This is a genomic window from Iodobacter ciconiae, assembly GCF_003952345.1.
Lineage (GTDB): Bacteria > Pseudomonadota > Gammaproteobacteria > Burkholderiales > Chitinibacteraceae > Iodobacter > Iodobacter ciconiae.
In genome coordinates this window covers 201370-216465 of sequence record NZ_CP034433.1, presented here as the reverse complement: position 1 = coordinate 216465, position 15096 = coordinate 201370, and the positions used below count along the sequence as shown (strand labels likewise).

10 protein-coding genes are annotated in these 15096 nt (G+C 43.9%); 4 read left to right on the top strand and 6 right to left on the bottom strand.

What is annotated here, in order from left to right; all coding sequences use genetic code 11:
- Positions 1-17: 17 nt before the first annotated feature.
- The 3 genes from EJO50_RS00940 (at position 18) to EJO50_RS00930 (ending at position 5894) form a co-directional block, all read left to right on the top strand.
- A complete protein-coding gene (locus tag EJO50_RS00940; protein ID WP_125971151.1) occupies positions 18-644 on the top strand; it encodes a response regulator transcription factor in 627 nt (208 codons plus the stop codon).
- Positions 619-4125: an ATP-binding protein gene (locus EJO50_RS00935; protein WP_125971150.1), complete on the top strand. Its 3507-nt coding sequence runs from the start codon at positions 619-621 to the stop codon at positions 4123-4125. Before EJO50_RS00940 ends, EJO50_RS00935 begins: the two co-directional genes overlap by 26 nt.
- Before the next feature lie 317 nt (positions 4126-4442).
- Positions 4443-5894, top strand: coding sequence for an aerolysin family beta-barrel pore-forming toxin (locus EJO50_RS00930; RefSeq protein WP_125971149.1), 1452 nt, complete (start codon positions 4443-4445; stop codon positions 5892-5894).
- Between the two features lie 94 nt (positions 5895-5988).
- On the opposite strand, the gene EJO50_RS00925 is transcribed toward EJO50_RS00930, so the two are convergent.
- The 4 genes from EJO50_RS00925 to EJO50_RS00910 form a co-directional block, all read right to left on the bottom strand.
- Positions 5989-7302: a sodium-dependent transporter gene (locus tag EJO50_RS00925; RefSeq protein WP_125971148.1), complete on the bottom strand. Its 1314-nt coding sequence runs from the start codon at positions 7300-7302 to the stop codon at positions 5989-5991.
- Positions 7303-7542: 240 nt separating this feature from the next.
- Positions 7543-8859 (bottom strand): sodium-dependent transporter, encoded by a 1317-nt coding sequence (locus tag EJO50_RS00920; protein ID WP_125971147.1) that lies wholly within the window; start codon positions 8857-8859, stop codon positions 7543-7545.
- A gap of 479 nt (positions 8860-9338) precedes the next feature.
- Positions 9339-10655 carry a sodium-dependent transporter gene (locus tag EJO50_RS00915; protein WP_125971146.1) on the bottom strand — a complete coding sequence of 439 codons (1317 nt, stop codon included), beginning with the start codon at positions 10653-10655 and terminating at the stop codon, positions 9339-9341.
- Between the two features lie 477 nt (positions 10656-11132).
- Positions 11133-13865, bottom strand: a complete 2733-nt coding sequence (locus EJO50_RS00910) for a collagenase (RefSeq protein ID WP_125971145.1) — start codon at positions 13863-13865, stop codon at positions 11133-11135.
- Between the two features lie 256 nt (positions 13866-14121).
- Here EJO50_RS00910 and EJO50_RS00905 point away from each other — a divergent pair, with 256 nt between their 5' ends.
- On the top strand, positions 14122-14301 hold the full coding sequence (locus EJO50_RS00905; RefSeq protein WP_125971144.1) for a hypothetical protein: 180 nt from the start codon (positions 14122-14124) through the stop codon (positions 14299-14301).
- Positions 14302-14323: 22 nt separating this feature from the next.
- Here the strand turns inward: EJO50_RS00905 and EJO50_RS00900 are convergent, their stop codons facing one another.
- Entirely contained in the window at positions 14324-14695 is a 372-nt protein-coding gene (locus tag EJO50_RS00900; protein WP_125971143.1) for a HutD/Ves family protein, read from the bottom strand.
- Positions 14696-14853: 158 nt separating this feature from the next.
- Positions 14854-15063, bottom strand: a complete 210-nt coding sequence (locus tag EJO50_RS00895; RefSeq protein ID WP_125971142.1) for a DUF2061 domain-containing protein — start codon at positions 15061-15063, stop codon at positions 14854-14856.
- Positions 15064-15096 lie beyond the last annotated feature (33 nt).

Genomic DNA, 15096 nt, shown 5'->3' with positions numbered 1-15096 from the left:
AAAAACAGGAGATTTGTATGAAATCTATAGTAATTATTGATGATCATCCCGCAATTTGCATCGCCATTCGTTCAACTTTAGAAAAATCAGGCGAATTTAAAGTTGTTTTAGAGTCAGACAATGGAATTGATGCACTCGAATATCTGAGGAAAAATGACGTTGATTTAGTGATTTTAGACTTAGAATTACCTAGGCTAGATGGCTTTGAGATTATGAAGCGCATCCGAGCTGCGGAATTAAGCACAAAAGTTCTTTTTCTATCTGCTAAAAATGAAAATATTTATGCAATTAGAGCACTTAAATCAGGAGCTCATGGTTTTATTGGGAAAGGAAAAAATATGAATGATATTTTTCAGGCAGTGAAGATGGTACTTTCAGGTTATTCTTTTTTTCCTGAGTCAATAATGCAAGGATTAGCTGATGGCAAAAAAGAAAAAAGTACACCTGTATTTAAATCCTTATCTAACCGTGAATTAATGATCGCCAGATTGCTTGCAGATGGGCAATCCAATTTAGAAATTGGTCTGGCTCTCTCAATCAGCAATAAAACAGTAAGTACTTATAAGATCCGTATTTTTCAAAAATTAAATATTAACTCCATTATTGAACTGGCAAGCCATGTTAAAGAAAATGACTTTAATTAAAATAATTTCACTATTTATTTTATATAGTTTCCTTAACCAGTGCATTGCAAAGTCACAAACACTTGCAAAGCCAGAAACTCAATTACTTACTATTTACAGCACTGAAAATAACAATACATCTGAAACCATTTTAAAAGTAGGCATGGTATTGGATGAATATATTCCTTTTTATATAAAAGATGCAAATAATAATATACAAGGAATTACAGCTGACTATCTATCCATTATAGGTAGCTATATAAATAAGCGTTTTTTAGTAAAAGTTTTTGATACAAAAAAAAATGCCTTATTGGCTCTAAAAAACAAAGAAATTGATTTAGTCGCAGGTAATTTAGATAACAAAATTTCAGGTATAGAAAATACTGTCCATTATTTTCAAAATAATTTTGTAGAGGTAAAAAGAAAAGGTGAACCAGATAAAAAACTACCTATAATTACACTAGGTAGTAATGATACTCTTAAAGAAGAAATTAACAAAAAATACAAAAACAAAGAAATAATTTCATTTAAAAATTCCCTCTTGGCATTGCAATCTGTTTCATTTATTCATGCTGACCTTTATATTGGTAATTCCATTGAAACAAATTTTTTACTCAATCAAATATCTCTTAACAACCTAGAAATTTCTAATTTCTCATCGATCAATGACAATCCATTTGTTTTTTTTATTAATAAAAAAAACTCCCGCCTTCTCTCTGATTTAAATAAAGCAATCAATCTTATACCTATCAGCAGTCAAATTGGAATTCAGCAACGCTGGCAAGGTGGCCCGGTTCATTACAATATAGTAAAAAAAATAACACTTACACCGGAAGAAAAAATATGGATTAAAAATAATAAAAATATAAAATACTCAGCTTATTCAGATTTTTATCCATTTTTATTTAAAACAAACCCAACCTCAAAACCAACAGGAATTGCAGTTGATATTTTAGATAAAATTGAGCGGCTAACTGGATTAAAATTTATTGAAGTTAACCAAAGCGGAATACACAATTCATTAAGTTTTTCTGGAGACACAACAGACATTATTCCTATCATGGCAATGTCTGAAGAACGAAAAAAAGAAATGTTTTTTTCCCCGCCATATATTCAATCCCTCTGGGGAATAATTACTCGCAGTGATAACAAAAATATACGCTCGGTGAATGATTTATCAGGGAAAAAAGTCGCTTTTATTAAGAATTCCATAGCGAAAGAAACCATTCTTGACCCTGTACTTCGTAAGAATATTGAATTTATCGAAGCTGCTAATTTACTTTCTACATTTAATCTTTTAGAACAGGAAAAAGTGGACGCCATAATAAATAATTTACGCTCTTCATATGCTATTATTTCTGCAAAAAAAATAGAAAAATTTCGTGTGATTGGTGCAACCAACCCCACGCCATTAAATATTTCTATTGCCACCAATATAAAAAAACCACTACTTGCTCAGATTATTAACAAAGCCGTATTAAGTATTTCACAAGAAGAATTAAATGATATTCGGTCCAACTGGGCTAATAATAAATCAGCAACGGTGTATACAGGCCTCAATCAATATCATTACTCCAATTACAGAGCAATATTTTTACTACTTATAAGTGCAGCAATAATATTACTAATTTATATATTTATTCGCAGCTATAAATCACATAAATACAGCCAAATGCTTAAGGAGCAGCTAAATACGCTATCCCGCCTTATTGACCAGCTGCCTTTTGCATTATTTATTAATTTACCCTCCCAGAAAATCGAAGTATCCAATCAGCCGTATAATGATTTTATCAATAATGCAATTGAAAAAACGACGCTATATGCACGTTTAACTCTGCTGATGAAAACTGCCTCAAAAAGTAAAAATACGGTTTATGAAGAAATACGCGTCCAGATTGATAAAAACAAACATGATCTTATACTTTGGTCTAAACCTTTTTTGTCAACCACCCTTGATCAGCAGGCGGTACTAGGTGGCTGGTTTGATATCTCTCAGCAAAAAGAAAGCGAGCGGGAGCTGCTTAAAACCAAAAATGAGGCTGAAACAGCTAATCGGGCTAAATCCACATTTTTGGCTATTATCAGCCATGAGATTCGCACCCCCATGAATGCGATTTTGGGTTTGATTGAACTAGAATTAAAAAAAGCAAATAACCGTAATCTGGCAGCTATTTTTCAATCCGCAAATAGTTTATTAAATTTATTAGATGGTATTTTAGATCAGGCAAAAATTGAAGCTGGTAAACTCAGTATCGCCCCCCACCCTTGCAATCTATACCGGCTACTGGATGGTATTGATGCAGTTTATCGCCCGATTATTAAAGAAAATGGCCTGAAACTAATGATTCATATTGATCCTGGTTTACCTGATTTAGTATTGCTGGATGAAAAACGTCTGGCTCAGGTAATAGGCAATCTAATTGGAAACTCTATTAAATTCACAAAAACCGGCTATATCAGCATTAAACTAAACTGGCAGGTCAGCCAGCAGTCTGTTTTACTTATTGAGGTGACAGACACCGGCAGCGGAATTTCCCACGAGGCTCAGGCAAAAATATTTGAGGCCTATGCACAAGATGATCTTTCCAGCAAAACAGGAACCGGACTTGGATTATGGATTTGTGCTAACTTAATAAAGCAAATGGGTGGGGAAATATCGCTACAGAGTAAGCCCGATGCAGGTACGACAGTGCTTTTACAAATACCAAGCCAAATTATTGAAAACACGACTACCGATAAAAAACAAAACACTCTGACAAAAATAGACCCTGCTCTTGAATTGCTGGTAGTTGATGATCACCCCGCCAACCGTTTACTACTTGAACAACAGCTCTATTTTTTAGGCCTAAGCAAAGTATATTGCCTTAGTACAGCTAGTGAGGCGTTGGAATTAGTTAAAACCCACCACTTTGATGCCATTATCAGTGATTGTTTTATGCCTGAAATGGATGGATTTACTTTTTCAAAACATGTACGTGAACAACTAGGCAGTGAAATTTTTATTATTGGTTATACCGCCGATGCAAGAGAAAGCACAGCCATCCGGGCACAAGAAGCAGGCATGAATCACTGTTTAATCAAGCCTGTAAATATAAATCAACTTGCCGAAGTTCTATCCAATGTGCAAGCCCAAGACGCAAACAATCAATTTGATGATACACGGTACAATACTATTGAAAACACAATTACCCAGTTTTCTTTTAATAATAAAGAAGTGTTGGAGCAATTTATAAAAATAATGCAAACAACCAATATTAAGGACCTGGAAGATTTAAAAAATGCTATTGATATACAAAACCACCCTTTGATTAGCGAGCTGGCTCACAGACTAAAAGGGGCAGCGCGTATTATTCAGGATAAAGAGACACTATTTATTTGTGAATTGCTTGAAGATGCGGCACATTCTGACGATATAACTTATTGCCTGGAAATATACGCAGACCTAAAGCAATCTATTCTTGAATACAATGGCATTTTAGATCAAATCATACTTACAAAATAATACACCTTATAAGATCAATGCTTGAAGCTTTGCCTAAATTGATTAAACTTTAATCATCAAAAAAATAACAATAAAAAAACAATCGCTTAAATAACTTACCCACAGCTACTTCACAAAATTATACGGCCCTAGCAGGGATAAGCTGTAATTTATCAGGCAAGCTAAATGAGTATTAATTTAACATCTGTGGGTCATTGCTGCTGAGGCGAATACCTTATTTAAAAATTAATTTCATTTATTTATTGTTAGCCACGCCAATAACATTTAGTTTTTCGCTATAAAAAAGTTATTTTTCATAAAGTTGATAAGGTGAGATAATGCGATTAAATAATCTCTGCAAAACATTAACTCTATTGATAATCATACTCTTTTCAAGCTACGCTATTTCCAATACAAACATTAATATGTATGAGGTTTACAGGCAATCTTATTTCCCTAAAAAAGCCTGTGATGCAGGATATCGGCTATTAACGGTTGATAATGCCAGAGTGCTGCATTCCTGGCTGCTAAATAAAATGGGACCATGGGATATTATTGCTCTTGCAGATGGCTGGGTTATTATGGGCTTAAAGCACAAAGGCCAGATAAAAAAAGACCCTGTTATTCCCCAGGATGCATGGTGTACTTTAAATACGCCTTCGCTTAAACCGACTATTCCTGTCTATGAACCAATTTTCTATCCGGAAAGTAATGAAGCTCTTTTTGAATGGACCTTAGTTAATCAGGAAGATTTTTTTAAGCCACTATCTTTGCTGGCACATTATTTTGGCTTTGCATGGGTTTCCGGAATTAATTCTAGCTATGTTGGCGATGGCATGGTGATAAGCCGCTCTGCAAGCCCTGGTAGCTATCAGATTAGCGGCTTTAATCAGGGTAGATGCACAGGTTATCGTTGCAAAGAAAGAACTTCAATGGTTATTGACAATTTTCATTATGCAATTGATGATAAGACATTTAAAGCAGGGCCTATTAGCAAGTCAAATAAAAGAATAATAAATACCACTTCAGAAATAGTTATTAATGAGTCATCTTATACACAAAAATCCAGTATTACTTTAAGCTATTCCCAATTATCAAACTGGTCAAAAACAGATACATACGAGCTAGGTGAGAAAATCAAAGCCAAACAAGGCTTCGAATGGCCTCTGGTCGGTGAAACAGAGCTTTCTATCGAAATAGCTGCAAATCAGAGCTGGGCCTCTTTAAAAGGCGGAAGTGATTCAAAAACCATTGTCAAAACAGCATTAATTACAGTTCCTCCATTTAGCCAGCAAGAAGTATTTCTTGAAACTTTTCTTGCCGAAATTGAATACCCTTATTCATTTGATGCAAATGTTAGTTTTGATATTACTTATTCTGGCTTTATGAGGTATGAAAATAATGCATTACTCAGCCATAGTCAGGACAGGCCCACAATTAAAAAAAAATATACCATAGGCAGAAGCTCTGAATCGCTATCTAATTTAGAGTACCAATATAGCAACCCGGGATATGGGGATACTGGTGATTATTGGGATTGGCGCTGGATGATAGATACTTATGGAAAAACTAATATTGAAGATGTCCTGGCAAGTATCACTCAGCCATTAAGAACAAAAATTACCGGCGTTTTTTCTGCAAAATCTACCTTTGGCTCCACTTTAAGATATGGACCTACAATGCCTTTGCAATCTAATTATGTTAATAAGAAAACACAAGAAGTGAACACTTCAGAACTTAATAAATATAGAATTAAAAAACCTACTATTATAATTAAAAAAATTAAATAACCACTAAATATAAGAAACAGCTCAAAAAATAAAATTATTCAGACAAAACCTTATTTGCGTGGGCAAGGTTATTTACCCACGCACATCATCTATTTTACAAGTTGTAAACCAGGATCAGGGCAATCAATGCCGGGGCCGCAATACGGCACATCCACTTCATTCCCCAGTTTAAAGCAGGGCTGAGCCCCAGCTCGGCTTCAACAACCGGCCAGATTTTCCAGCCAGCAAACAGTGCCGTGCCGATCCCGCCCAGCGGCAGTAGGATGTTGGATGCGCTGTAATCCATCAGCTCAAATACATTGCGGCCAAACCATTTGTATTCGCCCAGCACACCAAAGGAGAGCGAGGCAGGAATGCCAGCCAGAAATACCAGCAGGGTAATTGCGCCAGTCGTAGCTTTACGAGGCAGATTCCATTCGTCAATCGGATACACCACAATCAGCTCAAGCAGAGAAACCGATGACGTCAATGCTGCCACTAAAAGCAGTGCAAAAAAGGCAACCGCAAAAAACTGGCCAAAGGGTAGATGATTAAATACGACTGGCATAGTCATATAAGTCAGGCCAGGGCCAGCTGCCGCATCCAGGCCAAAGGCGGTAATAGCCGGGAAAATCATCAGGCCAGCCAGAATCGAGGTCATGGTAGTTAAGCCCGTTACCCACATCGCCGCATTGGTAAGCTTTACATCCCGCCCAAGGTAGGAGCCGTAAGCCAGCATGCAGCCTGCGCCAACCGATAGGGAAAAGAAGGCAAGGCCCAGTGCATCAACCAGCATTTTTGAATTAACTTTAGAGAAATCCGGTGCCAGAAAAGTCATGACGCCAGCCCCTGCGCCCGGTAGGGTAAGGGAGCGAATAATCAGCCCCAGCATCAGCAAAAATAAAGCAGGCATCAGTATTTTGCCCGCGCGTTCAATGCCTTTTTGAATACCAAACATCACCACAATCAGGGTGAGCAGGGCAAACAGGGCGTGGGTAATAATCGGCTCAATGGGGCTGGAGACATATTGCCCGAATAATGCACCCAAAGCCTTGGGATCGTTACTCATCACCCGGCCATCCAGAGCGCGCAACAGATAGCCGATGGTCCAGCCACCCACCACGCTATAGAAAGAAAACACTGTTAAGCCGCACAGCACGCCGATATACCCAACTGCCGACCAGCCCTTGCCACCCAGCTTTTTAAACGCGCCCACAGCACCACAAGCGGCAGCACGGCCAATGGCGATTTCGGCCAGCATCAGCGCAATACCCAAGGTGAAAGTGATCAGCACGAAAATCAGCAGAAACGCACCGCCGCCATTCATGGCGGTGACATAGGGAAACTTCCAGATTGAGCCTAAACCGACAGTTGCCCCTGCGGAGGCAAGAATAAAGCCGAGTTTGGAGCTCCATTGTGAACGAGACATGCGCTATTCCTGGTAGCGGCAAATAAGCCGGGGCCATTTGCCAAGTAAGTCTGCCACCGAATGCGCGAGCTAAATAAAAGGCCGCCCTTTCGGCGGCCCCATAGATCAATACCCAAGGTGCCGCACTAGTAAATGCGCCACCAAGTTGCTGAGTGATTGAGTGTGTTCGTATTCATGCTTTTTAGAATGCCTTGTAAGGAGTGAAGTGGTCAAGTAGTAATTTCGCAGCACAGCAGGTGTTTACAGATTTTTCACCAGTACCGTGGTAATCAATACAGGCGCAACATAGCGGCAAGTCATCAGCCAGGCTTGCCTTTTCCAGCCTGATAAGCCAACTTCATCGACCAGTGTATCCCCGGCTCTCCAGCCCGCCAGCAGAGCCAGCCCAATCCCGCCAACAGGCATAGCCAGATTGGACACAAAATAATCCATCGCATCAAAAATACTTTTACCAAAGATGCGCACATCAGACCAGATACCAAACGACCATGATGCAGGAATACCACATAGAAACACCGCCAGGGCGATACCGATCAGCACCGGGCGGCGCGGCAGTTTTAAATCATCGATAAACCAGATAGCGATCAATTCCAGCATCGCCACAGATGAAGACAAGGCTGCTGTAGCCAGAAGGGCAAAAAAGGCAATCGCAAACAGCTGACCAAAGGGCAGGTGCATAAACACCACCGGCATGGTCATAAAGGTGAGCCCCGGCCCCGCTGCCGGGTTTAAACCAAAGGCCGCTACCGCAGGAAAAATCATCAGGCCCGCAAGAAGCGCAATCATCACTGCCAGAAACACCACCCAGACCGAGGCGGAAAGGATTTCCTCGCCCGAATGCATATAAGAGCCATAGGCCACCATCGCCCCCACACCCAAAGACAGCGAGAAAAACGCCAGCCCTAAGGCTTCCACCACCATGGAAGGATTAACGCGGCTCCAGTCGGGCGCTAAAAACTGCACCACACCGGCCCATGCGCCCGGCAGAGTTAAAGAGCGCACCATCAGAATCAGCATGATAATAAACAGCGCAGGCATCAGCACCTTGCCCGCACGCTCGATGCCCTTTTCGATCCCCCCCAGCACAATGCCTAACGTCGCCAGGGTAAACAGCGCATGGGTGACCAGTGGCTTCACCGGGTCAGACACAAAGCTGCCGAACATCGCTTCTAAAGCCTTAGGATCGGCACTGAGTACGCTGCCATCGATAGCCTTACCCAGATAAGCAAAAGTCCAGCCGCCCACCACGCTATAAAATGAAAACAGCACAAAGCCGGCAATCACCCCCAAAAGGCCCAGGAGCGCCCAAGGCGTGCCGCCGATTTTTTTAAACGCGCCCACCGCACCATTACTGGCCAGGCGGCCCAGGGCAATCTCGGCCATCATCAGCGCCAGGCCCAAAGTAAAGCTAAAAATTAAAAATAACAGCAAAAATGCCCCGCCACCATTCATGGCCGTCACATAAGGAAACTTCCAGATTGCCCCCAGCCCCACGGCCGAACCCGCCGCCGCCAGAATAAAACCCAAACGCGAGCCCCAAGCATTACGTGTTGTCATAAAACATCCTGCGTTTTTTAATTAAATATGCCTCGGGGCGATTTACAGCCGATAAGCATTCAACAAATCTAAAACAAGGCTTTTTTAGTGCCTTCGGCACGTTAATTTTGGAGCGGTAGCCCCCGCAGGGGCCTTCCTTTCTTGCTTCGCCAAGAAACGAAGCCAAAGAAGGCGACCCCACGAAACACGAAAGCCCCTCATCTGCGGACAATCGAGCGGCGGCTGCGGAACTCGCTCGCAAGCTCGCTCAAACAGTCCTCGCCGAAACCCCGCCCGCTTGTTCCTCGCTTCGGCGTGTTTCAAGGGGATTTTTTTAAGCCCTATGCCATCAGCGAAGGAAATTACCCAGATTAATGAACTTGAAAATACCAAAAATCTAACTAAGCACCTTAACTCAAGCCTGTTTTTCTCCGTGCAACTCAGTACCCTCTGTAATCTCCGTGATTCAAGATTAGGGTTTTAAATTTGGCCTAAAGCATTCAAAGATTCTTCACCAAAATCACCGCAATCGATAAAGGCGCGACCACGCGGCAGCTCCATTTCAGGCCAAGAAGTGGCAAACCGGACAGACCCGAGTGCTCTTCCAATAAAGGCCATACGCGCCAGCCTGCAAACAGCGCCACGCCAATTCCGCCCAGTGGCATCATCACATTGGAGACGCTGTAATCCATTAGATCAAAAATGGTTTTGCCAAAGAATTTCACGTCCGCCCAGGGGCCAAAAGACAGCGACGCCGGAATGCCACAGAGAAATACAGCCAAAGACAGGGACAAAATTACTTTGCGCCGTGGCAGTTTGTATTCATCCAGAAATAGCGTAGCAATCAGCTCAAGCATCGAAACAGATGAGGTCAGCGCCGCCACCGAAAGCAGGGCAAAGAAGGCAATCGCAAAGATTTGACCAAAGGGCAGGCTGGCAAACACCACCGGCATGGTCATAAAGGTCAGGCCCGGGCCTGCACTTGGGTCAAGCTTAAAAGCAAACAGCGCGGGGAAAATCATCAGCCCGGCCAGGATCGCCACAGTGCAAGACAAGCCCACTACCCAGGCTGCGGAATGCAGTACCGGTGTTTCCTGCTTTACGTAAGAGCCGTAAGCAATCATGCCGCCGGTGCCTAAAGACAGCGAGAAAAACGCCAGCCCAAGGGCATCAACCACCATCGCCGGGGTGAGTTTGGAAAAATCAGGGGCAAAGAAAGCCACTACGCCTTGCCATGCGCCGGGCAGCGTCAGCGAGCGGGCAATCAGAATCAGCATGATGATAAAGAGGCCCGGCATCAGCAATTTGCTGGCGCGCTCAATACCTTTTTCAATGCCGCCAATCACGATGCCCAAAGTTGCCAGCACAAAAAGACCATGAGTCAGAATTGGCCAGAAAGGATTGGATACATAATGCTCGAAAGTATCTTTTAGCACCCTGGTGTCGGTAGTCAGTACCGAGCCATCCATGGCCAGCGCAAGGTAAGCCATTGTCCAGCCACCCACCACGCTGTAAAAGCTGTAGAGCACAAACCCCGCAAAAATTCCCATAATCCCGATCAGGGGCCAGGATTTGCCAGCCAGCTTACGGAACATCCCCACCGGCCCGGTTTGCGCACTACGGCCCAGCGTAAACTCCACCACCATCTGGGCAAGGCCCAGGGTGAAACTAAAAAATAAAAACAGCAGTAAAAACACGCCGCCGCCATTCATGGCCGTCACGTAAGGAAATTTCCAGATGGCCCCAAGGCCAATGGCCGAGCCTGCTGCAGCTAGCACAAACCCTAGCTTAGAGCCCCAATTAGAGCGAGTAGTCATTGATATGGTCCTTTTTTGTAAAATTTTTATAAGAACCAGCAAATCAGGCGGGCCAGAATGCAAGAAGGCCGCCTGGTTTGGCGGCCTTGGATGCTTCATTCTGTGTCTTTCAGATGAACGCGACCCATCGGGCTGCCAGTGGGCAAGCCAGATAATAATAAGAATAAGCGTGGGTCAGATTCAGCATAGTGGGCGCATCTTCGGCTGTGCAGCAGTAAGCTGTCAAGCTGGAAAAGAACTAGGGGTTTTCGGACGTATTCTATGTTTTCAGCTGCTGAACAGGGATCAATTGCCGTCTCTATCATTACAAAAAAACCATTAATTACAAGTTGTTAAAACAAGAACAAGCCCTTCCCCCCCCCAAAAAACAACCTTACTAGTTTTAGAGTACACAAGGCTATTTATGGTAATAAAACCAAAAAAATAAGGCCAATTAAGCAGATTTATGCACTCTGTTTCTACAAAAAAATTACATGATCAGACCCTGGCCCAGCAAGCTGCCTCGCTTTGATTAACAGGTTTTGCATCCAGCACAACCGAAATATCTTTGAACTGTGCCCCTTGATAAAGGCGAACAGTAATACTGTCTGTAAGCTCGGCCAGATCTGCATCACGCCGGTAGGTAAAACTGCCATATTCTGCAAAGTTTATCCGTCCCAGCCTGACCGAATTCAGCAGTACAAAACGATCTACCGGCTGATTTGCCCCCAGCGTAACGCGCAGGCAACGGCCTGCACTGCTAAACCGCGTTTGTAACAAAACCAGAGAATTTAAACTCCCAGATATTGGCGCAGTTGCTGGTAACGGTATTGGCCGGGTTGAAGGGGCTGCAGGCAATACTGTCGGGTGGATTTGCACTGGCCGGGCCGGTGGCGCGGTTGCCACAGGTGTCGGGACAAAGCGGGTGCCGTCTGCCAGCGGGCCTTCGCAGCGCAGCGCGGCACTGTGAAAACTCAGCTGATAATCACTGGCAAAGCAATTAACAGCCAGCATATTATTGCCAAATCCTTGCAAGCTTTGTAGTGCATTATCAAGAAAAGCATCACTTTCCTGATGTGCTGCTGTCATCGTACCCGCACGAATAAACTCCTGCCCTGTGCATTCAAAACGGCGTAATGTACTGCCCTCGCCCTCGGCCCAGATACGGCAAGCCAGCGGCAGCGCCCGGCCGATCAAGGCCTGAATTTGTGCAACATCACTGAACTGCCACGCTGATTGCGCCAGCCAGTCTTTACCTTCAATGGTAGAGGTGTCTCCCAGCTTGCCTGCCTGCTGCAATTCAACTTGCTGGGCTACAAATTTTTTAAAGCGTGTACCCAAGGCGATGTCAGCCCCCAGGCGCTCAACCAGTGCATCGAAGCCTCTCACATCATCATTACGCAATTGCTGTAACACCTCGGCCAGCATACCCGGCTCATTACGGTGTAAAAAATAAAACCACAGCGCAGAATGGCTATAAAAATCCCAGCCATCGCTATAGCTGGAGCGCATAATTTGTGCAGGCGTCTGAAAGCTGGCCGGCCAGTTACTGGCCACCACCTCCACCACATGGCCACGTACTTTAATACCCTCGCGCGAAGTGCTCCATGCCATAAATTCGGCAAAGCCTTCGTCATACCAGGGCATACGGCGGCTATTACGGAAAAACTCGCCGGAGCCCCACATACCCGGCTGAATAAAACGACCAGATAAATAATGCACGTATTCATGACGGACAAGCTCTTCTAAAGACAGCGTGCTTTCCTGGCTGGTGCGCTCGAAGGTATAAAAGGTCGCGCCATTTTCAATATAAATGCCACCGTTATCGGTAGATAAATCGTTAAGTAAACCCTGAAAGCGGCCGTAATCGCTTTTTGTGCCATAAATCACCATCCGCAAACGGGCATTGGGATCATCCTTTACCGGCTGACTCACACCGCTAACCCGCTTAAGCTGCGCCTCAACCTGCTTCATCGCATAATAGAGCGGCTCTACTTCTTGACGGCTAAGCGGGGTTTCAAATACCAGATTGCCATTATCAAATGCCCATAGATTCGGAAATAAGCGGATTTTAAGCTCGGCCTCAGCATGACAGATGTTGTAACGATCACAGGGCACTTTAGCAATTTTTTTCAGCACATAAACCACCTCGGCCCATGCTGCCGAATAGCGCTCGGCATTCAGATGCAGCGCCACAGCAGGCTCGGCCAGTGGCGTGGTTTGCGGGTAAAGCATAAAGCGGCCAGTTTCTCGCAGTGTGTTTAAAAACATCTGCTCATCTGCAAAAGCATGACGGCCCTGGCGCAAAATCGCCGCCAATGACTTTACCAGGCCATCGAGCTGGCCTGCTTCCACCTTCTGCTCAAAGCCATTCTGACCATGCATATTAAACAGAGTGGTTTGCATAGGATGCAAAGCGTATTGGGCATAACTTTGCTTGAACTGCCGGTGATAACGGACAAAAAAATAGCCTAATAAAGGCAATGCATATTCAGGTTTACGCACCGAGTCAGCCAAAATCATTGTCTCGCTTACGCTTTGCCTCGCGTCATTCTGACGCAACCAGGCCTCATCAGATCGGGCATCTTCTGCGGCAGGATTCAGCCAGAGTGCAGGATTACCTGCCAGTGCCCCCACCACCTGCATAACCCGCTGGTCAATAAGGGGGCCATATTCACCCACTTCTTTAGCATGGCTGTACTGAGTGAAATAACCTGCTTTTAAAAACGTAGCCAGGGGCCAAAGGCCATTGGGCTTATCCGGGCTCCACTGACGGGCACGTAAGCGCGCCTCTTCTGCCACAGCCTGCATATTTGCAGCCGAAATCACAGGGTAAGTTGCAGCGTCGCCATCAAAAAGCCGGTTAATACAACGGCCCTCTACCGTGGCCACATAGCTGGCCAGTGCTGCGCCTGATAAAGAAAATAAACGCTGGTCACATACGCCATAAAGAGGAGCGGCCAGATCCCCCCTTGCCATGGCATGCGCCTGAGGGCCTTCGGGTGGCCCCTTTGCCCCGGCCCGGGGTGGCAAGCCAAATGGGTGCCTGGGCGGCTCCCCCAAAACAGGAGCATGCTCTGTCTGCCCCTGCAAAGTGGCTGCAGGTGGCGGAGCAGGCTTGGCCGGACTTTCACTCTCTATTGTCACACATGCAACCATAATGCTGACCAGTGTAATGGCCAGCAAACTAGCCCGGATACCCCGCTTTTTTATTGATTTCCCTAGATACATAAATCAGTTCCAATGAGTAAAGCCTAAAAATTAGAACATTATTATGTACTTATAAATGGATTAAATAAATATATTTTAAATAGAAAAGAAAGCAAAAAATAGAGAAAATGAAAGTAAATACATAAATTATTGTAAGTAAAATCACTTAAATTCAATGAGTAAATATCATCTTTATAAATGGACTAAAAACCCATCGATCAAGCACAGAGATAACAGCAACAAATGACTTTGTGCTTTACAAATTACACAGATTGTAATGCAACCCAAAGAAGACACGCTTCTTCATAAGGCAGCAAAAGCCATTGCCCCATATCATCAGCACTTAAATACAAGCTATCCAAAGGTTTTAAAACAAATTGCTGTTCACCCTTTTGGCACAATACAGATTCCCCTGCTGCGAGAAACAATAAACTACTTTCGCAAGAAAAAGATCTGACTTCAGGCTGGCTAAAAACTTGCTACCTTAACAAATGACAATAGCGGCCACGCCCTGTCGTCACATTAAAATCAGTCACTTCATCTTGTAGCAAGCTCGCATAAACTTTATCCTCACCAGCAAAACGTAATGGCTTATCTTTTGGCGTCAGCAACTGTGGCCCACCTTTATCAAACTGCAGACTCACCCCTTTACCCGCCAGAATCACCAGGCTGCGATCAATGCCGGTAAATTCCGAAAAGCCACCATCAGCCCCAATCGTTGCCATGCTGATACGCCAGTCAAAATCAGCTAAATGAGCGCCTTGCGGGCTTATTGCAATTTCTGCCGTCACACCGCCACCATTTTTCCATGTTTGCAGTGGCAAATCTTGCTGACGCAATAAAGCAGCCATGAGTCATACCTCGGCTAAATAAAGAGATTGCAAATAATCCCCATTAAAGAGCAGCACCTGACAAGCACATTTTGCTAAAACCGCCGGGCTCTATCGGCCATACCTATCATATTCAATATATATTGGCGGCATTTGCATCGTCATAAGGCCCATGCTGGCTATGCAACTACATGGTTTTCTTTAACTCGCTTGCTGCGTCCAAGGCGGTAAGCATCCCATGCTTTCTCATGAAAAAAATACGCAACCGTATTGACCATTGGCTCAATCAAAGCCAAGAAGCCTGCCATTCCTAAACTTCCTGTGATCAAATACGCCACGCTAAAAGCTACGGTAAAGTGCACCATCGCAAAAGTAACGGTCTTAGCCATGATTCAATCCTTTTAAAGTAAATTCATTTGACA

What these genes read in the sequence shown, in the direction of transcription:
- EJO50_RS00940 (WP_125971151.1), top strand. Translation starts at nt 18, where the DNA reads ATGAAATCTATAGTAATTATTGATGATCATCCCGCAATTTGCATCGCC.
- EJO50_RS00935 (WP_125971150.1), top strand. Translation starts at nt 619, where the DNA reads ATGTTAAAGAAAATGACTTTAATTAAAATAATTTCACTATTTATTTTA.
- EJO50_RS00930 (WP_125971149.1), top strand. Translation starts at nt 4,443, where the DNA reads ATGCGATTAAATAATCTCTGCAAAACATTAACTCTATTGATAATCATA.
- EJO50_RS00925 (WP_125971148.1), bottom strand. Translation starts at nt 7,302, where the DNA reads ATGTCTCGTTCACAATGGAGCTCCAAACTCGGCTTTATTCTTGCCTCC.
- EJO50_RS00920 (WP_125971147.1), bottom strand. Translation starts at nt 8,859, where the DNA reads ATGACAACACGTAATGCTTGGGGCTCGCGTTTGGGTTTTATTCTGGCG.
- EJO50_RS00915 (WP_125971146.1), bottom strand. Translation starts at nt 10,655, where the DNA reads ATGACTACTCGCTCTAATTGGGGCTCTAAGCTAGGGTTTGTGCTAGCT.
- EJO50_RS00910 (WP_125971145.1), bottom strand. Translation starts at nt 13,865, where the DNA reads ATGTATCTAGGGAAATCAATAAAAAAGCGGGGTATCCGGGCTAGTTTG.
- EJO50_RS00905 (WP_125971144.1), top strand. Translation starts at nt 14,122, where the DNA reads ATGCAACCCAAAGAAGACACGCTTCTTCATAAGGCAGCAAAAGCCATT.
- EJO50_RS00900 (WP_125971143.1), bottom strand. Translation starts at nt 14,695, where the DNA reads ATGGCTGCTTTATTGCGTCAGCAAGATTTGCCACTGCAAACATGGAAA.
- EJO50_RS00895 (WP_125971142.1), bottom strand. Translation starts at nt 15,063, where the DNA reads ATGGCTAAGACCGTTACTTTTGCGATGGTGCACTTTACCGTAGCTTTT.